Annotated in this window: 21 protein-coding genes; 14 read left to right on the forward strand and 7 right to left on the reverse strand. The window is 64.2% G+C overall.

Annotated elements, in window-relative coordinates; genetic code table 11:
* The first annotated feature begins 190 nt into the window (after positions 1–190).
* From ACQY4Y_RS06210 to ACQY4Y_RS06245, 8 genes are all read left to right on the forward strand, one after another.
* Positions 191–1,189, forward strand: coding sequence for a cytochrome ubiquinol oxidase subunit II (locus ACQY4Y_RS06210; protein ID WP_428489680.1), 999 nt, complete (start codon positions 191–193; stop codon positions 1,187–1,189).
* A gap of 37 nt (positions 1,190–1,226) precedes the next feature.
* Positions 1,227–3,263, forward strand: coding sequence for a cbb3-type cytochrome c oxidase subunit I (locus tag ACQY4Y_RS06215; protein ID WP_428490744.1), 2,037 nt, complete (start codon positions 1,227–1,229; stop codon positions 3,261–3,263).
* Positions 3,260–3,898 (forward strand): cytochrome c oxidase subunit 3, encoded by a 639-nt coding sequence (locus ACQY4Y_RS06220; RefSeq protein WP_428489681.1) that lies wholly within the window; start codon positions 3,260–3,262, stop codon positions 3,896–3,898. The genes ACQY4Y_RS06215 and ACQY4Y_RS06220 overlap by 4 nt, the downstream gene beginning before the upstream one ends.
* A complete protein-coding gene (locus ACQY4Y_RS06225; RefSeq protein WP_428489682.1) occupies positions 3,898–4,209 on the forward strand; it encodes a cytochrome o ubiquinol oxidase subunit IV in 312 nt (103 codons plus the stop codon). Before ACQY4Y_RS06220 ends, ACQY4Y_RS06225 begins: the two co-directional genes overlap by 1 nt.
* Positions 4,210–4,338: 129 nt before the next feature.
* Entirely contained in the window at positions 4,339–4,464 is a 126-nt protein-coding gene (locus ACQY4Y_RS06230) for a hypothetical protein (protein ID WP_428489683.1), read from the forward strand.
* Positions 4,461–6,374: an HAD-IIIA family hydrolase gene (locus tag ACQY4Y_RS06235; protein WP_428489684.1), complete on the forward strand. Its 1,914-nt coding sequence runs from the start codon at positions 4,461–4,463 to the stop codon at positions 6,372–6,374. The genes ACQY4Y_RS06230 and ACQY4Y_RS06235 overlap by 4 nt, the downstream gene beginning before the upstream one ends.
* 354 nt (positions 6,375–6,728) lie before the next feature.
* Positions 6,729–7,103 carry a hypothetical protein gene (locus tag ACQY4Y_RS06240; RefSeq protein ID WP_428489685.1) on the forward strand — a complete coding sequence of 125 codons (375 nt, stop codon included), beginning with the start codon at positions 6,729–6,731 and terminating at the stop codon, positions 7,101–7,103.
* A gap of 151 nt (positions 7,104–7,254) precedes the next feature.
* Positions 7,255–8,574 carry an aminotransferase class I/II-fold pyridoxal phosphate-dependent enzyme gene (locus ACQY4Y_RS06245; RefSeq protein WP_428489686.1) on the forward strand — a complete coding sequence of 440 codons (1,320 nt, stop codon included), beginning with the start codon at positions 7,255–7,257 and terminating at the stop codon, positions 8,572–8,574.
* On the opposite strand, the gene ACQY4Y_RS06250 is transcribed toward ACQY4Y_RS06245, so the two are convergent.
* The 3 genes from ACQY4Y_RS06250 to ACQY4Y_RS06260 all read right to left on the reverse strand — a co-directional run bounded on the left by ACQY4Y_RS06250 (position 8,571) and on the right by ACQY4Y_RS06260 (position 12,026).
* Positions 8,571–10,505: a glycosyltransferase gene (locus ACQY4Y_RS06250; RefSeq protein ID WP_428489687.1), complete on the reverse strand. Its 1,935-nt coding sequence runs from the start codon at positions 10,503–10,505 to the stop codon at positions 8,571–8,573. The two genes, ACQY4Y_RS06245 and ACQY4Y_RS06250, sit on opposite strands and share 4 nt — an antisense overlap.
* A 216-nt stretch (positions 10,506–10,721) precedes the next feature.
* Positions 10,722–11,426: a ribonuclease activity regulator RraA gene (locus ACQY4Y_RS06255; RefSeq protein ID WP_428489688.1), complete on the reverse strand. Its 705-nt coding sequence runs from the start codon at positions 11,424–11,426 to the stop codon at positions 10,722–10,724.
* Positions 11,427–11,594: 168 nt separating this feature from the next.
* Positions 11,595–12,026 (reverse strand): MarR family winged helix-turn-helix transcriptional regulator, encoded by a 432-nt coding sequence (locus tag ACQY4Y_RS06260; RefSeq protein WP_428489689.1) that lies wholly within the window; start codon positions 12,024–12,026, stop codon positions 11,595–11,597.
* Positions 12,027–12,718: 692 nt separating this feature from the next.
* On the opposite strand from ACQY4Y_RS06260, the gene rpmI reads away from it, so the two are divergent.
* The 5 genes from rpmI to ACQY4Y_RS06285 all read left to right on the forward strand — a co-directional run bounded on the left by rpmI (position 12,719) and on the right by ACQY4Y_RS06285 (position 17,606).
* Positions 12,719–12,922: a 50S ribosomal protein L35 gene (gene rpmI / locus ACQY4Y_RS06265; protein WP_428489690.1), complete on the forward strand. Its 204-nt coding sequence runs from the start codon at positions 12,719–12,721 to the stop codon at positions 12,920–12,922.
* A 14-nt stretch (positions 12,923–12,936) separates the two neighbouring features.
* Positions 12,937–13,293, forward strand: coding sequence for a 50S ribosomal protein L20 (rplT, locus tag ACQY4Y_RS06270; RefSeq protein ID WP_428489691.1), 357 nt, complete (start codon positions 12,937–12,939; stop codon positions 13,291–13,293).
* A 197-nt stretch (positions 13,294–13,490) separates the two neighbouring features.
* Positions 13,491–14,561, forward strand: a complete 1,071-nt coding sequence (gene pheS / locus ACQY4Y_RS06275; RefSeq protein ID WP_428489692.1) for a phenylalanine--tRNA ligase subunit alpha — start codon at positions 13,491–13,493, stop codon at positions 14,559–14,561.
* A gap of 3 nt (positions 14,562–14,564) precedes the next feature.
* Complete coding sequence (pheT, locus tag ACQY4Y_RS06280) at positions 14,565–17,027, forward strand: phenylalanine--tRNA ligase subunit beta (protein ID WP_428489694.1); 2,463 nt, start codon at positions 14,565–14,567, stop codon at positions 17,025–17,027.
* A gap of 24 nt (positions 17,028–17,051) precedes the next feature.
* Positions 17,052–17,606 carry a carboxymuconolactone decarboxylase family protein gene (locus ACQY4Y_RS06285; protein ID WP_428489695.1) on the forward strand — a complete coding sequence of 185 codons (555 nt, stop codon included), beginning with the start codon at positions 17,052–17,054 and terminating at the stop codon, positions 17,604–17,606.
* A 53-nt stretch (positions 17,607–17,659) separates the two neighbouring features.
* On the opposite strand, the gene ACQY4Y_RS06290 is transcribed toward ACQY4Y_RS06285, so the two are convergent.
* On the reverse strand, positions 17,660–18,046 hold the full coding sequence (locus ACQY4Y_RS06290) for a FixH family protein (protein ID WP_428489696.1): 387 nt from the start codon (positions 18,044–18,046) through the stop codon (positions 17,660–17,662).
* A 100-nt stretch (positions 18,047–18,146) separates the two neighbouring features.
* Positions 18,147–18,314, reverse strand: a complete 168-nt coding sequence (gene rpmG, locus ACQY4Y_RS06295) for a 50S ribosomal protein L33 (protein ID WP_428489697.1) — start codon at positions 18,312–18,314, stop codon at positions 18,147–18,149.
* Positions 18,315–18,515: 201 nt separating this feature from the next.
* Between rpmG and ACQY4Y_RS06300 the strand changes: the two genes are divergently transcribed.
* A complete protein-coding gene (locus tag ACQY4Y_RS06300) occupies positions 18,516–19,394 on the forward strand; it encodes an MBL fold metallo-hydrolase (protein WP_428489698.1) in 879 nt (292 codons plus the stop codon).
* On the opposite strand, the gene ACQY4Y_RS06305 is transcribed toward ACQY4Y_RS06300, so the two are convergent.
* Positions 19,395–19,685 carry a DUF1330 domain-containing protein gene (locus ACQY4Y_RS06305; RefSeq protein ID WP_428489699.1) on the reverse strand — a complete coding sequence of 97 codons (291 nt, stop codon included), beginning with the start codon at positions 19,683–19,685 and terminating at the stop codon, positions 19,395–19,397. It lies immediately after the preceding gene.
* Positions 19,686–20,152: 467 nt separating this feature from the next.
* On the reverse strand, positions 20,153–20,590 hold the full coding sequence (locus ACQY4Y_RS06310; RefSeq protein ID WP_428489700.1) for a CBS domain-containing protein: 438 nt from the start codon (positions 20,588–20,590) through the stop codon (positions 20,153–20,155).
* Between the last annotated feature and the right edge of the window lie 811 nt (positions 20,591–21,401).

The raw sequence follows: 21,401 nt of genomic DNA on the forward strand, positions 1-21,401 counted from the left end.
CACAGCGGGTTGAGTGGCTGGTGTTCTCAATATCGGTTTGACGAAATAGTTCAAACGTAAGTCACGTGCGGTTCGCGCTAGTGACTTGCTGATTGCGTTTGTTGGTCGCATTGAACGACAGACTCGGGACGGATGACCGCACGGCTCGGTCAGGAAGTGGTGATTGGGCTTGCAGGGGGCGAGGAAGACGTTGAAGCCGACGACGCATCGACTGCAGCAAAGTGGTCACCGGCAGCAGCTTTCGGTGCCTGCGTCGTCTGGCGCGCCGCTCAGACGAAGCCATGCGCGAGAGATCGGGCGCGTGCTTTTCACCTCGGGAGTCATCTTATGGCTCAGTGGCTGCGCCCGGGATGGAACCAGCTTCCTCGATCCGCACGGGATTGTGGCGGCTGCTCAAAGGCGCTGGCTGTTCGAGATCACCGGTTTGATGATGATCGTTGTCCTTCCGGTCTTCATCCTGGTCCCGCTGTTCGCATGGCGATACCGGCGGCGGAACAAAGCTGCCGCGTATCGGCCGGATTGGAGTTTCTCTTGGCCGCTGGAATTCCTCGTCTGGGGGGTTCCGATCGCGATCGTTGCGGTCCTGGCGTATGTCATCATTGAAGACGAGACGAAGTTCGATCCGTACGCCGCGTTACCGTCGACCCAGCCGCCGCTCAGGGTGGACGTGGTCGGGCTAGACTGGAAATGGCTTTTCATCTACCCGGACCAGCATATCGCGACGGTCGGCATGCTGGCCCTGCCGCAGGATCGGCCGATCAGTTTCAGCCTGACCAGCGACGCGACGATGCAGTCCTTTCTGATCCCGGCTCTTGGTAGTCAGATTTACGCAATGGCGGGGATGGTCACCCGCCTGAACCTGATGGCGGATCGGCCCGGACAACTGCTCGGCGAAAACACTCAGTTCAACGGCATGGGCTTCATGAATCAGTCGTTCACCGTGTCGGTAATGTCGCCGCAGGACTTCGCGGCTTGGTGCAGCGGGCTGGCAAAAAGCGGCAAGAGGCTCGACGCCGCCGCCTACAGCACCCTTTCTCAGCATGGAACCGTCGCCAAGGCCAGGTCCGATTTCGGTATCGGTCAAGCGGCGACGCTGGCGTTTTCAGACGTGCCGGACGCGTTCTTCCGCTCGATCGTCGACAAATACCAACATGCCGACGCCCAGGCGGCGGTGCCGGGCCAGCACTAAGGGGACCGCCGTGCAGGGAATCGATTGGTGGTACGTTTTGTTCGGCAAGCTGTCGTATGACGCGTTTCCGTTCTATAGCGCGATCGCGACCGCGGCAGCGTCGCTCGTGGTGATCGGCGCCATTACAACGACAATTCTGATCACTGTCTTTGGATTGTGGCGCAAGCTATGGTCGGAGTGGCTGACCAGCGTCGACCACAAGCGCATTGGCATCATGTATGTGGTCTTGTCATTGGTCATGCTGTCGCGCGCGGTGATCGAAGCCTGCATGATGCGCGCTCAGCAGGCGGTGTCGTACGATTCGCCTGGTTATCTGCCGCCGGACCACTTCTCGCAGTTGTTCACCACGCACGGCACGATCATGATATTCTTCATGGCGATGCCGTTCCTGACCGGCTTGATCAACTACGTCATGCCGTTGCAGATCGGTGCCCGCGACGTTTCGTTTCCTATGCTGAATTCGATCAGTCTCGGGCTTACCGCGGCGGGCGCCGGACTGATGATGGCGTCGCTGTGTATCGGCCGGTTCTCGACCGGCGGCTGGAGCGGCTATCCGCCCTACACCGAGCTTGCGTTCAGTCCAGGCGTCGGGCCGGACTATTGGATCTGGGCGGTCACGTTGGGTTCGATCGGCAGCACCCTGACCGGGATCAACTTCGCGGTCACGATATACAAGAAACGTGCGCCCGGAATGGATCTGTTCCGCATGCCGCTGTTCTGCTGGACCGCGCTATGCACCAGCATCCTGATGATCTTTGCGATGCCTGCGCTTACGGTAGTGACGGCCCTGCTGGCGCTCGACCGCTACCTGGGGATGCACTTCTTCACCAATGACCTTGGCGGCAACATGATGAACTACGCCAATCTGTTCTGGCTGTTCGGCCATCCCGAGGTTTATATCCTGATTCTGCCACCTTTCGGCGTCTACTCCGAGGTGTTCTCAACCTTCTCAAGTAAAAAACTATACGGATATATCTCGCTGGTGTGCGCGACAATGACCATTGCGGTTCTGTCGTTCATGGTGTGGCTGCACCATTTCTTTACGATGGGGCAAAGCGCCAATGTGAACGCCGTGTTCGGTGTTGCGACCATGCTGATCGGCATCCCAACAGGGGTTAAGATCTACGACTGGATGCTGACCATGTTCCGGGGCCGCATCCGCTTCACGGTGCCGATGCTATACTCGCTGGCGTTCATCATGCTGTTCGCGCTTGGCGGCTTGACCGGCATCTTGCTGGCCAATCCGGGCGTCGACTACCAGGTCCACAACACGCTGTTCCTGGTGGCTCATTTCCACAACATGCTGATACCGGGCCTGCTGTTCGGCATGCTGGCGGGCTATCATTTCTGGTTCCCGAAGGCATTTGGCTTTCGCCTCAATGAGAGGTTGGGTCGGATCTCGTTTTTCTTTTGGCTGTTCGGGTTTTTGTTCGCATTCATGCCGCTCTATGCGCTCGGAGCACTCGGTATGCCGCGTCGGATGGATCAGTATTTTCAGGCGAGCTACCTGCCATACACGATCGCGGCAGCGTTCGGCGCGGTGTTGATCATGTGCGCACTGGTGACCCTGGGTATGCAACTCTGGGTCAGCGTGCGGCAGCGCAACAGCAACCGGGTTGGCCTTGGCGATCCCTGGAACGGGCGCAGCCTCGAGTGGGCGACATCCTCACCTCCTCCGGAATATAATTTTGCGGTGCTGCCGATCGTGCGTGGTCTCGACGCGTTCATGGCAAGCAAGTTGGACGGTTCAGCCTATGCCGCCCCTGAAGCCTATCAAGATATCGTACTGCCGCGGAACACCATGGTTGGCCCGGTTATCGGCGCCGCGGGCGCGGCCTGCGGCTTTGCCTTGGTCTGGCATATCTGGTGGCTGGTGAGCTTCGGTCTCCTGGTCATCATCGGCACCGTTATCGCCCGCAGTTTCGTTCGCGACACCAAGCGTATCATTCCGGCAGACGAAGTACAGCGTGAGCAGGAACGCTGGCTTCGAGCCGCCAGGCAGGCGCCCCCGGTCTCACGCGACGATGAGCTGGCGCCCGCCAATCACGGCCTGGCGGAGCCTTCAGCGGCATGAGCGCTTCGCAGGCCAGCGCCGACGAGCGCAAGCATCCGGGACTTAATCTGGGACGAACCGATCCCGCGGCGCATGCGGAAGCCGAGGAGATCGTGTTCGGCTTCTGGGTGTTCCTGATGACCGATCTGGTGCTGTTCGCACTGCTGTTCGCCACCTACGGGACGATGCTGGGCCGCTTGGCCGGCAGTCCCGGAGCGAATGTGCTGTTCGATATCAAGAGCGCCGCCATGGAGACCGCGGCGCTGCTTCTGAGCAGCTTCAGCTTCGGCATGGCGTCACTGGCGATGAAGTATGGGCATCGCCGCGGGGTGCTTTTGTCCTGGCTGGCGGTGACCCTTGGGCTTGGCATGATCTTCCTGGGGCTCGAGATCCACGATTTCATCAGCATGATCCACAACGGCGGTGCACCTGAGCGCAGTGGTTTCGACTCCGCTTTCTTCGCGTTGGTCGGCACGCACGGACTGCATGTGACCTTGGGCATAGTCTGGATCGTTGTCATGATGGTCCAGGTGCAGGTGTTCGGCTGCGATCGTGCGGTGAAGATACGCATCCTGCGGCTTGGCCTGTTCTGGCATTTCCTGGACATCATCTGGGTAGGCATCTTCTCGGTGGTATATCTTCAGGGTCTTGCGTGATGAGCAAGGACGATGACTATCCGAGTGAACTTCGCGCCTACATTGTGGGCATCGGGTCTGCGCTTACACTGTCGGTCGCGCCGTTCGCATGCGTGGCGTGGCATGTGGTTCCTCGTCTGACGCTTCTTTGGATCATTGCGATTGCCGCGGTTTTGCAGATCGTTGCGCATTTCGCTTTCTTTCTCCATATCGACCTGTCGAAATCGAAGCGTGACGACCTGCAGCTGATCCTGTTTTCTAGCCTGATCGTGTTGCTTATGGTTGGTGGAACGATTTGGATCATCAGCAATCAGTATGCCCGGATGATGTGACCGGCTTGCCCGTTGAAGGGCGCGATCGCGACCGGCCAGCCCGATGGGGCTTGATTGCGGGGTGCGCAAACCGCCAGGACCGGCTAAACAGCCGAACGACCGACGCCGTTACCACTTCGTGGAGGTGACATGACCCGTTTGCTGACCGGCGCGGCTAGGTTGCTGGCGACCAATCTGATCCCTCGGCCATGTGCCCGTGGCGAGATCCTGTCACGCGGCATCCAAGAAATTGCCGGCCAGGACGTGGGACGTTGAAACAGGCAATCATACTGGCTGACGGCAAGGGCACTGGCCGGCGAAGCGTGCTCGGCGACCTGCCGAAATCATTGGCAGATGTGGGTGGAACACCGCTGCTGGGAAACCAGTTGCGGCTGCTGGCCAGGCACGGCTTCGACGACGTCGTGCTGCTGGTCGGTCATGGCGCCAATCAGGTCCGTGACTGGCTGGCCGGACCGCAACGGCCGCCGATCCGGGTCAGGCTGCTGGATGACGGGGGCACGGCCGCGGAGGTGCTGGCGGCGCTGCCCGACCTCGCGGTGGAGTTCGCAGTGCTGTACGGCGATACCATGCTGGATGTGGATCTAGCGCGGTTCTGGGACTGGCACGCGGCCGATCCCGCCGCCGCCGGGTCGCTGCTGGTGCAGCCGAACGATCATCCGCGGGACTGCGACCTGGTCGAGCAGGACAGCGCGGGTAACATTCTCCGCTTCCATCCCCCTCCGCACCCACCCGGGGCGTGGCTGCCAAACCTGGTGGACGCCGCACTCTATATCCTGCGCCGCGACGCGCTGGCGGTCTGGCGCAATGCCGATCCGCCGCTGGATTTCGCCAAGGATCTGTTCCCCCGCATGTTGTCCGCCGGAGCTCGGCTGCGCGGCTATGCATCACCGGAATACATCGAGGATGCCGGAACGCCGGCGCGGCTCGACAAGGTGCGTCGCGCCTTCGCCGACGGCGCCGTCAGCCGCGCCGGGTTGGCTCAGCCCAGGCCCGGCGTGCTGATCGATCGCGACGGCACGCTGAACCGAGATGTCAGCCATCTGCATCGGGCCGAGGGGCTTGAGGTCTTCCCCGGCGTCGGCGCGGCGCTGCGTCGGCTGAACCGGGCGGAATGGCGGACGGCGGTGGTCACCAACCAGCCGGTGCTGGCACGCGGGCAGGCGGACGAGGCCGCTCTGCGTCGCATCCATGCTCGGTTGGACACCGAGCTCGCTGTTGATGGCGCCTATTTCGATCGATACTACCATTGCCCCCACCATCCCGACGCCGGCGTTCCAGGCGAGGTCGCGGCGCTGAAGATCGTCTGCGACTGCCGCAAGCCGGCGCCGGGGCTGGTGCTGCGGGCGGCGAGCGAGCTGAACCTCGATCTGGCGGCAAGCTGGTTCATCGGCGACAGCACAGCCGACCTCGGCGCCGCCGACGCGGCCGGCGTTTCCGCCATCCTGGTGCTGAGCGGCAATGGCGGGCTGGACGAGCGCCATCGCTTCGAGCCGGGCTTTACCCAGCCGGATTTCCCCGCCGCCGTCGGGTTCATACTGGATGACTATCGCCGGATCGCGGAGGCCGGGGCGGCGTTATTGGCGGCAATTCGGCCGGGCGAAGACTGGTTCGTCGGCGGGCTGGCGCGGTCGGGAAAATCCACAGTGGCCGCCATGCTGTCGCGCGAACTGCGCCAACGCGGGCAGCCCGTGGTGGTGGTTCATCTCGACGGTTGGGCCAGTACGGACGCCCCGAGCAAGCTGGGCGTCTGGGGCGGTTACCGAATCGACCTGCTGATCGATGCGGTGGACCGCGCCGGCCGACGGCACGCCGCGCCCGTCGAGCTTGAACCCCCAGCCTACGCCAGGCGTTTCAGGCGCTCGGAATGGAGCGGGCCGGGACTGGTGCTGCCGCGCGGCGCAACGGTGATCTGGGATGGTGTCATGGCGCTGGAACTGGCCAGACGAACCGGCCGGGCCGACCGAACCATCCAGATTGACGCCGCCGAGGCCACGCGCCTAGCCAGGGTCCGGCACGAGGCGGCGCGACGCGGGTCCGGCGTGGGTCTGCGCGAATCCGAAGCCTGCGAGCACGATACCCTGGTCCGGCTGGGTGACGCGGCGGCACACAGAATCTGCCTGGACGGATTGCTTGGCGCCGCGTCGCCGGGAAGGAAACTTGCTTGATCACCAGCCGTAGACCGTTGCGGACGGACCTGCCTGGGAGCGGCAGCGAGCAAAAGGTGATCGCGCTCGCCGGACTTGAGGTGCGCCGGCCGGCCCGCGTGCCGTCAGGCGGAACCGCCGTTTTCGCGGCGGCGACCAGATCACGACAACATAATCCTTGCCAAATGTTTTCGATTAGGCTAAGAACATTAAGTGAACGCTGCAGAAGGGGTTTTGCGGCGGGAGGTTTGCAATGACGCTTTTGCAACCAGGCATGCGACAATCGGCCTTGCGGGGTTTGGCGATGTCGCCGGGTAATCGCGGAATGGGCAATCGGGCACCGGACAACGCGGCTCGATCAATAAGGTAGGGTGCATGAGTGATAATCCGATGGACCGACTGCCGGCGTTCAACCGGGTGTCGATCCGCGCGGTACTAGTCAAGGACGGCGAGGACCCCAGCCATGCTTTGGCCGAAGCGGGTTTCGCCGAGGCGGTCGCGATCCCCGTGGTGATTGGGGACGACCTGGACCTGTCGGGCGACATTCTGGGCAATGGCATCACCCCAAACCTGACCGCGGTGCTGGAAACCGAAATCGCCGACGCCGGACCCGACGCCGCGCCGGCCACGCAATCGGGACAGGCGCGGGCCAAGGCGAAAACGCCGCCCGGACCAGGATCGACGACGACCAACCTGCCGGCGGCATTCGGGATGCAGCCGCTTGCGCCGGTTCGCAAACGCGGCGCCTGATGGTCCGGCGCCCGATCCCCGGCCGCGTGACGATCCACGCCGGAGCATCGATCGCGAACGCCTGCCGCGCAAACGCATGGCCGCGTCGGCGGCGTAACACTTATCGGCGGCGTGTTTCGAAGTAGATCGACGGCCATGCAGGAGGTCCGGAATGACCCGAATCGCCGATTTATCAAATGCCGAGCTACATGCCTTGCGCAGCCAGGCACGTGCCGAATACGACGCCTTCCGGGGCCGCGGCCTGCGCCTCGACATGACGCGCGGCAAGCCGGCGCCGGACCAACTCGACCTCGCGACCGAGATGCTCACCCTGCCGGGCAACCGCGACTACTTTGCCGAGGCCGGCGACGACGCGCGCAACTACGGCGTGCTGCAAGGTCTGCCCGAGGCGCGCGCGCTGTTTGCCCCGATGCTGGGTGCGCCGGCGGAGCAGATCTTCGTCGCCGACAATTCCAGCCTGGCCGTGATGCACGACTGCATCGTCTGGGCGCTGCTGAAAGGCGTCCCCGGCGGCACGGCCGCCTGGGGCAATGCGCCAGGGGACAATGCGCCAGGGGACAATGCGGCGCCGGCGTTCATCTGCCCGGTTCCCGGCTACGATCGCCACTTCGCGCTGTGTGAGGAATACGGCATCCACATGCTGCCGGTCGCGTTGACCGGCCACGGCCCGGACATGGACGCGGTCGAGGCGCTGGCCGCCGACCCCAGCGTCAGAGCCATGTGGTGCGTGCCGAAATACTCCAATCCAACGGGTGAGAGCTATTCCGACGACACCATCCGCCGGCTCGCCGCGATGCGCACCGGCGCCGCCGACTTTCGGCTGTTCTGGGATAATGCCTATGCGGTGCACCATCTGACCGGGCAACGGCGCGAAATCACCCCCATCCTCGATGCCTGCGCGGCGGCGGGAAACCCGGACCGAGCGTTCGTCTTCGGGTCGACCTCGAAGATCACGCTGGCCGGCGCCGGCCTGGCGTTTTTCGCCTCCTCTCCCACCAATCTTGCCTGGTTCATGGCGCGCGCGTTCAAGCGCACCATCGGTTCGGACAAGCTGAACCAGTTGCGCCACGTGCGGTTCCTGCGCGATCCGGACGGCCTGATGCGGCACATGGACCGCCATCGCGCCCTGCTGGCGCCGAAGTTCAAGGCGGTCGAGGCGGCGCTGGATCAGCGCCTGGCCGGCACCGGGGCAGCAAATTGGGCGCGGCCCGATGGAGGCTACTTCATCAGCCTGGACGCGGTTCCCGGCACCGCTAAAACGGTCGTCGCGCTGGCCAGGGATGCTGGGCTGGCGCTGACGGCGGCCGGATCCACCTGGCCGTTCGGCCATGATCCGCACGACAGCAACCTGCGCCTCGCGCCGACCTTCCCGTCGCTGGCGGACGTCACCATCGCGTCGGAAGGCATTGCACTGTGCATTCTGCTGGCGGCGATCGAACAGCAAACCGCGGCGCGCCGCGGAACCGGCTAACGGATTGCACCTGCCGGAGCGACGCAGCCGACCGCGGACGACGGCGGAAATGCCAGCCCGATGTCACTGGGATTGAACGACAGGTTGGGGCTCCAGAAGCAATCCGCGTCCAGCCGGTCACCCCAGCGCTGCCGCATGCGGGCAACGGCCTGCTCAAATCCGGTCCGCTGTCGCGGCGCCTCGGCGCCAACGCAGAGCTCCGCATACGGCGTCCAGACCGTGCGCCACCCGCTCCCGGCGAGCTTCAGGCACAGATCGACGTCGCTGAACGCGCTCTGCGCCAGGACCTCATCCAGCCCACCGACTGCCAGAAACGCCGCCCGCCGCACCATCAGGCACTGCCCGCTCACCGCGGTGACCTCACGGGCAATCTGCAAATGTCCGAAATAGCCGTCCTGGGCGCGGCGCCGGCCCAGGAACGGTGTGAAGGCAAGGTTTCGGCCGCCGAGAACGAGGCCGGCATGGCGAACGGTGCCGCGAGTTGACAGCAGCTTGGCACCGACCGCTCCGATCGCGGGGCGAACCGCTTGGGACACCATCTCTTGCAGCCAGCCAGCGTCGCTTGGAACCAGGCCGGGGTCAAGCAGCAGCAGCAGCGATCCGCGAGCCGCTTCGGCGACCTGGTTGGTCCAGTGCGGGGAGCGGCCCACGATGCGCCGAACCCGGTGGTCGGACGCGGCCACCTCGGGTGAAGCGCCGGTGTCGTCAGCCGCGGTCAGGATTTCCAGCGCCGGATAATCGGTCCGGGTCAGCAGATGTTCGATGCAACTGGCCACGATGCCGCCCGAAACCGTGGCGGACAGGACCACCGATACCAGCGGCGCCGGATCCGGCACCGGGTAAACGACGCGGGTCCATCCGGCGACGAACGTGGTGGCTTCGGCCCGCGCCTTCGGGTGATCGCGGCCAAGGAACTGCTGCACCGCGCGGCGGCCATTATCGACGCAGCGCTGATGCGAGGCCTCGGAAAACGTCGGATCACCGGCCCCCTGTCGCCAGTGATACAGCACCTTGGGGATATGCCGGATGCGTTCGCGCCGGGTCTCGGCCACCATCCTCAGCGCCAGGTCGTAGTCCTGGCTGCCCTCGAACCCGATCCTGAAGCCGCCGATACGTTCGACCAGCTTCCTTCGATAGACGCCAAAATGGCTGATCAGGTTCTGCCCCAGCATCAGGTCCGGGTTCCAGTCGGGCTTGAAATAGGGATGTGATCGGTGCCCCTCGTCATCGATATGATCTTCATCGGAATAGACGATATCGACATCGGGATGGGCCAGGATGGTGGTCGCGACCTGATAGAGCGCATGCACCGGCAGCAGGTCGTCATGATCCAGCAGGGCCACGAACGGTCCGGTCGCAAGTCGCAGCGCGGAGTTGGAGGCGGCCGAGATGTGACCGTTGCGGTCCCGCCGCACCAGCTTGATCCGATGATCGCGTTCGCTGACCGTACGCAGCAGTTCGACCACCGCCGCATCGGTGGAGGCATCGTCGGCGATGCACAGCTCCCACCGCGGATACAATTGATCCTGAACCGAGCGGATTGCCTCCGACAGGTGCGTGGGTGGCGGATTGAACACCGGCATCAGCACCGAAATCAGTGGCGGATCGGGCATCCGGGCAATGTCGGCGCCAATCGAGCGTCGGATTGAATCATCGATGCAGTCATACTGCGCGATCCACTTTGCATACTCGCGCTCGATGTCGCCCATGTCGGGACGCCCGAGCCTGAGCAGCCGGCGAAGCCGGTTGCGCACGCCGGGTGGCAGGCGCGACGCGGCCCCGGACAGGCTGCGTCGCGCCGGTGCCCAGGCGCGCGGAACCAGGTGCCGCAAGACATTGCCCCCGGCGGGTCCCGGCCCAGTCGCCGCGGAACGGTCGATCCGTGGCGCCGTATCGATCAAGGATTGGTTTTCGGCGATCAAATCGGGCAAGACTGGCTCTTCGGTGCACCGGAAAGGCGCGTTACAAAAGACGCTGGATAGGCGCGAACGATCGCATGCGCATCATGACATCACTGTGAGTAGACGGACCGTGTATCGACGGTTTGTCGTGTCAATCTGGCGTTGCGCCGGGATTGGCGGAATCGCGCGTGGCCGGCTCGCGCACCTGACCTGCGCGTCCCCAGCTTTCGGACGACCGGGCGTGACCTATCGGTTCTTTGCCCAGGCCTCGTAGCGGGCTCTATTCTCGGCGTTTGGCGGATACAGGCCGGGAAGCGATGCGCCTTGGTTGACCTCGGTCATGATCCATTCTTCCAGCCGTTCTTGATCGGCCGCGACGGCGGCGACCTCGGCCACCAGTTTGTTCGGGATCACGACCGCGCCATCGTCATCGACCATGACGACGTCGTCGGGGAACACCGCAACGCCGCCGCAGCCGATCGGTTGCTGCCAGTTGACGAAAGTCAGGCCAGTCACCGAGGCAGGCGCCGCCGCACCCTGGCACCACACCGGCAGCCCGGTTGCCAGTACGCCGGCGAGATCACGCACCACGCCATCGGTGACCAGGCCGGCGACGCCTCGCTTCGCCATCCGCGCACACAGGATATCGCCGAAAATGCCGGCATCGGTGACGCCCATGGCATCCACGACGGTGATGCAGCCAAGCGGCATGGCTTCGATCGCAGCGCGCGTCGAGATCGGTGATGACCAGGATTCCGGCGTCGCCAGATCCTCTCGCGCGGGCACGAAACGTAGCGTGAAGGCGGCGCCGACGACGCGGGGCTGGCCGGCCCGGATCGGCCTGGTTCCGCGCATCCACACATTGCGGAGACCTTTTTTCAGCAGCACCGTCGTGATTGTGGCGGTGGAAACCCCGGAAAGGGCGGCCAGCGTCGTGGGGTCGATGGTCATGCAAGCGGTCCGATCTGCTGGTTGGCGGCGAATTGCGCATCGTATTGGCCCGTCATTGGCCGCTCCGCGCAAGATCTGGGGCCGGTCCGCGCAAGATCTGGCCGCCGGGGCGGGATCCACGGGACGCGATTTCGCGCGCGGTCGGTGGCTATCGGCGGTCAATCGTCATCATTCGTTGGACGCATCCACCAGCATCGACTGGGTGTGCGCGGCAAGCTTGCTCAAAGCCTTGTGCAGGGCGTTCCACTCAGTCCGGGTCAGGCCGGACGCGAGCGCGGTTTCGATGTCGCTGGCGGTCGAGGCGACGCCTGAGAACACCGTCGAACCCTTCCGCGTCAACCGCAACAGACGGCCGCGGCCATCGTCGGGGTCGGCGCCTTGTCGCATCAGCCCGCGTGCCACCAGGCTTGCGGCGGCGCGGCTGACCTTGACCTTGTCCATCGACGTTCGTTCTCCGGCGGCGGTCGGCGACAGCACGCCGAAGCGGCCGACCGCGGCAAGCAGGCGCCATTCCGGCATCGCCAGGTCGGACCGCGCAAGGTGCTGGCGGAGCATCAGGTGAGAGACCGATTCGGCGGCCACGGCCAAGCGGTAAGGCAAGAAATCTTCAAGCCGAAAATCCCCGGCGCGAGGGGTCTTATCTACGTCAACTGGTTCTTTCACTTGAAACCACCTCGCATCCCGCCACAATCATGGCGTAGAAGTCACCGGGCAACAACCGAGATCAGGCCGCTACGCGCACATTTCCGCCATCGGTGATGGAACGCGGAAACAACGGCCATGCCATTAAGGCCATGACTTCTCCGGCTGATTTTGCTTGATCGAGAAGGTGCCACCATCATGGCATCAAAGGCTCGGAGGCGTCGTGAGTCCAGCGTGATTGATACTATGAGCAGTACAATACTCCGAACCATCTGGTGATCGGCGCGCTGGCCGTGTTCTTAAAAGAAGCGCACAACTGTTACGAGTATTCGACGCAAGGACATACGCTTGGCGGGAGCCTGGACTGACACCTCGCGCAAAATCCCCGAAGCATGGCCCACCGCGACCGAGCCGGCCCAACCGGTTCCGCTTGGCGCTGTCCGGTCTTGACGCTGTCCGGTATCGGGGTCGTCTATCACGGGTGGCGCGATCCGCGCTTGCCTGGTGATACAAGCCTCGCTATATCCCCGCCCCTGTCTGCGAGACCGGGCCTGGAAGGGCATGCCCGGCCGCGATTGCTTGCCCAACGACTGCGCGCGCGCGGATATCCGCGCTGAGTAGGGCGGGCGCCAAGCCATAAGGAGACCAAAATGCCCAAGATGAAGACCAAGTCGTCGGTCAAGAAGCGGTTCAAGATCACCGCGACCGGCAAGGTGCTCGCCGGACCCGGCAACAAGCGCCACGGCCTGATCAACCGCTCGCAGAAAGCCAAGCGGCAGAACCGCGGCAGCCAGGTGTTGACCCATGCGGACGGCCTGACCGTCAAACAATGGGCCCCCTACGGTCTCGGCTGACGGAGTAGCAGCACATGGCACGTGTCAAACGGGGTACCACCACTCACGCCCGCCACAAGAAGGTTCTGGAACAATCCAAGGGCTTCGTCGGCCGGTCATCGACCAATTATCGCATCGCCCGTGAGCGGCTGGAGAAGTCGCTGCAATACGCCTACCGCGATCGCCGGGTGAAGAAGCGCGAATTTCGCGGGCTGTGGATCCAGCGCATCAATGCCGCGGTGCGTGAGCACGGTCTGACCTACAGCCGATTTATCGACGGCCTGAAGAAGGCCGGGATCGAGATGGACCGCAAGGTGCTGGCCGCCATCGCCTACGACGATGCGGAATCCTTCGCCGCGATCGTGCAGAAGGTTCAGGCCGCCCTGGGCTGACCCCGGTTCTGAGCCTCGGCCCTCCCCAAAAGGAGAGCCGCGATCTTGGAGGCTGCAATCTTGGTCGCGGACCGCCCGACGAGGGCGGCGTTCCGCTCGCCCGGGACTCGATCATGAATGACGATCTGGCATGAATGACCTCTGGCATGAATGACGATCTGGCATGAATGACGATCTGGCATGAATGACGATCTGGGATGAACGACGATCTTGAAACCCTGACGACCCGAACCGACGCAGCCCTCGCCGGCGCTGCCGATCTGCGCGCCTGGGACGCGGTGCGCATCGCCGTGCTGGGCCGCAACGGCAGCCTGACCTCGATGTTGCGCGACCTTGGCAAAACGCCACCGGAACAGCGCAAGGACCGCGGCGCCGCCCTGAACCGGCTGAAGGATGGGCTGACCGCGGCGATCGAGGCGCGCAAGGCGCAACTGGAAGACGCCGCGCTGGACGCCCGCCTGCTGTCCGAACGGATCGACCCGACACTGCCGCCGAAGCCCAACCAGTCCGGCCTGATCCACCCGATCGCCCGCACCATGGAAGAGATCGCGGCGATCTTCGGCGCCATGGGCTGCACCGTGGTGGACGGGCCGGACGCCGAAACCGACTGGTTCAACTTCGGCGCCCTGAACATCCCTGCCCACCATCCCGCGCGGGCCGACCATGACACCTTCTATTTGCCGCCGCGCGCCGGCAGCGAGACCCCGATGGTGCTGCGCACCCACACCTCGCCGGGCCAGATCCGCACCATGCTGGCCAAAGCCCCGCCGATCCGCGTCATCGTCACCGGCCGCACCTATCGCGCCGACCATGACGCCACCCACTCGCCAATGTTTCACCAGTGCGAGGGGCTAGTGATCGACCGGCAGATGACGCTGGGCCACCTGAAAGGCTGCCTGATCGACTTCCTGCGCACCTTCTTCGCGATCTCCGACCTGCCGGTGCGGTTCCGGTCTTCGTATTTCCCGTTCACCGAACCTTCGATGGAGGTCGATATAGGCTGGAACCGCAAGACCGGGGAACTCGGCCGCGGCGGCGACTGGCTGGAGATCCTGGGCAGCGGCATGGTGCATCCCCGCGTGCTGGCCAATTGCGGCATCGACCCGCGCCAATGGCAGGGCTTCGCCTGGGGCATGGGCGTCGAACGCATCACCATGCTGAAGCACGGCATCGCCGATCTGCGGCCGTTCTACGAATCCGACCTGCGCTGGCTACGCCATTACGGCTTCAACCCGCTGGCCCCGACCATGCTGCACGAAGGGGTGTGAGCGATGAAGTTCACCCTGTCGTGGCTGAAATCCCACCTCCAGACCGACGCCTCGCTGCCCCACATCACCGATACCCTGACCCAGATCGGGCTGGAACTGGAAAGCGTCGCAAATCCCGGCGCGGCGCTGGCCTCGTTCCGCGTCGCCCAGGTGATCGAGGCGGTGCAGCACCCGAATGCCGACCGGCTGCGGGCCTGCCGGGTGGATACCGGTGACGACATAGTATCGGTGGTTTGCGGCGCGCCGAATGCCCGCACCGGCATGAAGGCAGTGTTCGCCGCGCCCGGAGCGTTCATCCCTGGCACCGGGATCACCCTGAAAGTCGGCGAGATCCGCGGCGTCCAAAGCGCCGGAATGCTCTTGTCCGTTCGGGAAATGGGCCTCGGCGACGATCACGCCGGAATCATCGAACTGCCCGCCGATGCGCCGGTCGGCCTGTCGTACCCGGCCTACGCCGGATTGGACGATCCGGTGATCGAGATCGGCGTGACCCCCAACCGCGGCGATTGTTTCTCGGTGCGTGGCGTGGCACGCGATCTGGCTGCGGCCGGGCTGGGCTCGCTGAAGCCTTTTGCCCCCGCCGTCATCCTGCCGCTGTTCGATGGCGGCCCGCGCTGGGACATCGCGTTTCCCGAGGCCTGTCCCTGGATCATCGGGCGCGGCATCCGCGGCGTGAAGAACTCCCCAAGCCCAAAATGGCTGCAGGACCGGCTGACCTTCATCGGACTGCGGCCGATCAACGCGCTGGTCGATATCACCAACTTCTTTACCTTCGACCTCGGCCGGCCGCTGCACGTGTTCGACGTGGCCAAGCTGTCCGGTGACGTGCTGACCTTGCGCCGAGGCCGCGGCGAGACGCTGCGGGCGCTGAACGGCAAGGATTATGTCGTCGATGCCGAGGATTGCGCGATCTGCGATGCCGCCGGGGTGCAATCGATCGCCGGCGTGATCGGCGGTGAGGCAACTGGCTGCGACGAAACCACCACCCGGGTCTTCGTCGAGTGCGCGCTGTTCGATCCGGTGCGCGTCGCGCAGACCGGGCGGCGGCATCAGATCGTGTCCGACGCGCGCCAGCGGTTCGAGCGCGGCATTGATCCGGCGCTGATGCCGGATGCGATCCAGGCCGCCACCGCGCTGATCCTGCAACTGTGCGGCGGCGAGCCCGGCGCAGTGACCGAAGCCGGCGCCGAACCGGCCTGGCAGCGCGACGCCAGCATGCGCTTCGCCCGCATCGCGGCGTTCGGCGGATCCGACATCTCCGCCGACGCGGCGGTTGCCTCGCTGCAACGGCTGGGCTTCGCCGAACGCCGGCGTGATGCGGACCGGCTAACCGTGGCAGTGCCGTCCTGGCGCAACGACATAGCCATGCCGATCGCCCTGGATCAGTCGCCGGCGCTGGACCCGGCCAAGGCGGCCGCCGCCGCCGAAGGCTGCGCCGCGATCGAGGCCGAAAGCGACCTAATCGAGGAAGTGCTGCGCCTGCGCGGGCTGGACGCGGTGGCGCCGGTGTCGCTGCCGCGCGAGAGCCCGGTGCCGCCTGCCACTCTGACACCCCGGCAGCAGCGCACCGCGGTGGCACGCCGGACCCTGGCGGCGGGCGGCCTGATGGAGTGCGTAACCTTCAGCTTCATGGCCCGCGCGGACGCCGAACGGTTCGGCCCGACGCCGGAGGCGCTGCGCCTGATCAACCCGATCGCCGCGGACCTCGACCAGTTGCGGCCGACACCGTTGGCGACGCTGGCACTGGCGGCCGGGCGCAACGCCGCGCGCGGCTACGCTGATGTCGCGCTGTTCGAAATCGGGCCGGCTTTCGACATCGATGCCCCCGACGGGCAGAAGCTGGTTGCCGCTGGGCTGCGGTCGGGATCGACGCCCAGGACCTGGCTGGCCGCGCAGCGTCCGGTGGGTGCGATGGATGCGAAGCGCGACCTGTGGCCGCTGCTGGACGCTGTCGGCGCGCCGCGGGAGGCGCTGCAGGTGACGACCGATGTCCCTGGGTTCCTGCACCCCGGCCGGTCGGGCATGGTGCGCCAGGGTCCCAAGACCGTGCTGGGCTATTTCGGCGAGATCCATCCCAAGCTGCTGGCCTCGCTGGGACTGCCTGCGCCAATGGTTGTGTTCGAGTTGAACCTCGATGCCGTGGCCGACCCGAAACGGCGCAAGAAGGCCGCGCCCGATCTGGCCGCGTTCCAGCCGGTGCGGCGCGACTTTGCCTTCCTGGTCGATGCCTCGGTCGCCGCCGACGCGGTGCTGCGCGCCGCCAGGGGCGCCGAACGCGGGTTGATCACCTCGGTCTGCCTGTTCGATCTGTACGAAAGCGACAAGATGGCCAACGGCAAGAAATCGCTGGGCGTCGAGGCGACCTTCCAACCGCGCGAGCGAACGTTGACCGACGCAGAAATCGAGGCCGCGTGCCAGAAGGTCGTGGCCGCGGTGGCGAAGGCGACCGGGGCCACGCTGCGGTAGAACAAGAATTGGGAGCATAACGATATGGCTCGGGTCCGCGACATCCCCTCGGCCGAATTGCAGCCCGACCAGGCGGCGATTTATGAGCGCTTCGCCGCCGAATACGGGCCGTTCCGTAACCAGGTCGCGGTTTTTGCCCATGTCCCGGCGGCAATGCGGCACCTGATGTCGATGCTGATGGAACTGCGCGAAGCGGCAACGCTGCCGAAACGGTATCTCGAGATCGCGATCGTCGTCGTTACGAAACTGAACGAATGCCACTATTGCGTGGCTCACCACAAGCCGTTCCTGGCGGTCGAAGGATTGTCCCCCGACGCCATCGATCGCCTGCTCGAGGAGGACAATCCCGAGCTGGATGACGTGGACCGGATCGTCGTGGCCTATGCGCGCGCGGCTTGGGAAACTCCCTCCCGCATCCGCGACAATCTGTTCGAGCATCTGCGCCGGCATTTCTCGGAAGCCCAGATCGTCGAGTTGACGTTGCGGATCACACTTTGCGGGTTCTTTAACCGTTTCAACGACGCGCTGCGGATCGAACAAGAGGATGACGCCGAGGCAAGGCTGGCGGCGCTGGCATAGGATCGCGACCGTGGCGGTCGCCGATGCCACACCCGTCGCACGAACGTCCGATGTCAGTTTCCAAGCTTGACGGGCACAGTTGCACGCAGCGTCTCGGGCTCGCCGCGAACCTTGGCGGCCAACCGAAGCGCCCAGTTGCCGGGTCGGCCGCGCTCGACCTCGATGATGTAAACGCCGGGCTGCGACGCCGGTAGCGGCTTGGCCGAGGCTTTAATCGTCGGCATGCCGTCCGGTGCCCGATCGGCCGAAACCTGAAGGATGACGGCACCACTCACCGGATCCTTGTCGGGCAAATGAAGCAGCCGGAGTACGACGTCGGTCTTGCCTGGACCGACAACCCTTACATCCGTGACCTCAAAACGATAGTCGGGAGCCGCCGCTCGGACCGACATCGAAATCAACATCAAGCCGACGAGCAGGCACGCAGCCGCCAGGATCAACCTTATATGCTGGAGGGCAATCATCGGCGCCGTCGATACATCCCCAGGTCCACCTCCAGGTCCCGCCTTCGGGTCATGTCAATCGGTGGACCACGCCCAACTATTTGATCTTGGCTTCCTTGAACGGCACGTGCTTGCGCACCACCGGGTCGTATTTATTCAGCTCCAGCTTGCTGGTCTGGGCGCGAGCGTTCTTTTTGGTGACGTAGAAGAAACCGGTATCGGCGGTGGATATCAGCTTGATCTGAACGACGTTCGACTTAGCCATTGGGCCTGATCCTTCAACAGCCGCTTGCCGGCTTGGCGGCAAAATGGTCAACAACCAAGCGCCGGTCAAGAGTTTGCTTGCGCCGCCAACCGCTTCGTCCAGGGCGTGCCGCCGGTTCGCCCGAGACGTGCCGCCGGTTTGTCGGCTTTCCGGTTCGGGGTTAATCTCCGCCCAACAATCACAACCACAGGAGCGGCAAGCATGGCGACCACGACGTTCAAGGTCGGCGACATGACCGTCCACCGGATCATCGAGATGGAATGCGGCTTGAGCCCGGCGTTGGAATTCCTGCCGAAGCTGACCCCCGAGATGCTGGATGACAGCCGCCCCTGGATGAAGACGCCGCTGGCGCTGGACGCCGAAGACAAACTGGTGCTGTGCTTCCAGTCCTACATCGTGCGCACCGGGCGTCACGTCATCCTGGTCGATAGTTGCGTCGGCAACGACAAAGACCGATCGGCGCGGCCGATGTGGCACATGAAGACCGACAACGTGTTCATGGCCGGCCTGGCCGAGGTCGGGCTGAGCGTCGGCGATATCGATTTCGTTCTTTGCACGCATCTTCACGTCGACCATGTCGGCTGGAACACCCGGCTGGAAAACGGCCGCTGGGTGCCGACCTTCCCCAACGCGCGCTATCTGTTCTCAAAAACCGAGCTGGATTTCTGGCTGGCGGAGAACGACAAGGTGACGCAGCCGCCGATCATCGACAGCGTGATCCCGATCGTCGAAGCGAAACGCCACGACCTGGTCAGCAGCGATCATGCGCTGAACGACCTCGTAAGGCTGATCCCGACCCCGGGTCATACGATCGATCATTACGCGGTCACACTCGGACGCAACGGCCGTGACGCGGTGATAACCGGGGACCTTATCCATACGCCGCTGCAGGGCAGATGGCCCGACCTGGCGATGCGGATCGATTACGATCCGGCCCAAGGCATCGCGACGCGCCGCAAGTTCCTGGAAAGCTATTGCGACACCGACACGCAATGCTGCTTCGCGCATTTCCCCTCGCCGTCCCGCGGCTACATCAAGCGCTGGGGCGACGGCTTCAAATGCGACTATATCAGCGGCTGATCAGACCCCCTCGACCAGCCTGATGTCGCGTTCGGCGCCGTCCCCAAGCGCTTCCAGCGCGGCCTGGTAGGCTGGGCTGTCGTGCGCGGCGGTGGCATGGGCTAGGCTGTCGAACTCGATCACCACGGTGCGCTGGTTGAGACCCGCTTCATAGGTCTTGGCCGGAGTGCCGCGGACGGTGAATTTCCCGCCGCCGGCAGTGATGGCCGGGCCAGCCAGTTGCGCGTAGGCGGCGAGTTTGTCGGGGTTGGTCACGGCGCGGTAGGTGCCGATCCAGTAGGTCTTGGCCATGGATTTCATTCCCAGTTGAATGGGAATGTTGCACCGCCTGGCGGCTGGCGGCAAACGTGGCAATCAAATGGTATAACGCAACATTCGGTGTTGGCATCCGCCTGCGGACCACAGTCGGTGAGTTCCTCGCCTCAGAGGAACTCCGGGAATTCGACGGTTTCGGCCCCGTCGCGATGACCGGGGCGCCCACACGCACAAGACCATCGGTGACGATGTTCGGTTCGCTTTGCGAAATCGCCTCGGCGGAGGTCCGTGCTGCTCGCACCGACCGCATTACCAAGTCGCACAATGCGGCGCCACGCCTTCGATCCGGCGCTACGTTATCTTGGAAAAGGACGCGAACGTGACGATGGTGCTCAGCGGATGCCTGCCGAGAGATCAACCCTAACGATAAGATAACCCCATTTCCGTCCAAGGACGGGCGAAAATCCTCGTACGGCCGCTCTGGCTCGGTGCGACGGCGGGGATCAAGCCACCCCCCCGATATACGCCTTCATGTTGTCGGCATCCCGCTCATGCTCCATGATCCGATACTTCACCAGATCGCGGATGCTGATAATCCCTTCAACTTTGCCGTCGTTGACAACGGGAAGATGGCGAAAATACCCGTGATCCATGAGTTCCATGGCCTCCACAACCGTGGTCTCCGAGGTGGCGGTGGTTACATTCTGGGTCATTAGATCGTCTGCCCGCATCGTCACCACCTTGTCGGTATGGGCCGCCAACGCTTTCACCACGTCGCGCTCGCTGACGATTCCAGCAACGCCACCGCGATCATCCAGGACCAGCACCGCGCCGATCCGACGGGAGGATATAATTTCCGCGATCTCCAGCACGGTCGCCGATGGCTCGACGGAGACGACATGCGCGGCGATCTTGGCTTTTAAAACGGCGCCCACGGACATTCTGTTGTTCCCCTTAGTTGACGATTAGTCAGCAAGACCGCAATTTCATTCGCAAAAGCCAAGTGTCTCCGGCCATTGTCCCAAAATCAGGCTTGCCTGGTCTGCTGCCGCTGAGCCACAGGCTCCGAGGATCATAACACAAAATCCAGCCCTTGTCTGCTTGACCGGCTGAAGGGCCTGACGCTCTTCGGAGGAATCTGCTGATCAAAGCGCGTTGTACTCACGATTTCGGTCCGCTCTTGGATGCCTGTGGCCGCTACCAATGTCGGCGCCCGCTCAGGCTCCGGATGATGCTCGCTCCATAGATTTTGGCGCTTGCCGCAGTCCGTCAAGCCTTACTGGCGCCGCTGGAGCGGGATCGCGCGGTCACGTCGGCGCCAGGACGGTTGGCTGTCGACAGGCTGCGACCTGCCGGCATCTTCGACGCCTACGGATATTGCCGCTGCTTCCGGTCCATACCGCCCGACGATCGCATATTCCAGCCCCGCCCAAGCCAGTCATCCGGGCCCAAAACCTTGTCAGTTGCATCATCCAGATGCGCAAGGGCCCCGGCCTCGTCGCAGACGCCTTCACCACCGACCAGATCCTGAGGATGCCGGAAATTCGACATCGAGCTATCGATGGCGCGACTCTATGCCGGTATCGGGCGGATCACCGAGACAGCATCCGTTCAGTCAGCACCGCTGGACTTCCCGCGACAGTCCGGGCGGTCCGAGACCTGCACTCCGGGGTCGGCAAACAAACCGCGGTCCGACACCCGGCCGTGGTGTCGAGGCGCTGAGAGTCTGTTCGGGACCGAGCGAGTCGGGTT

The sequence above is a fragment of the Rhodopila sp. genome, from assembly GCF_965277165.1.
In the GTDB taxonomy this organism is placed as follows: domain Bacteria; phylum Pseudomonadota; class Alphaproteobacteria; order Acetobacterales; family Acetobacteraceae; genus Rhodopila.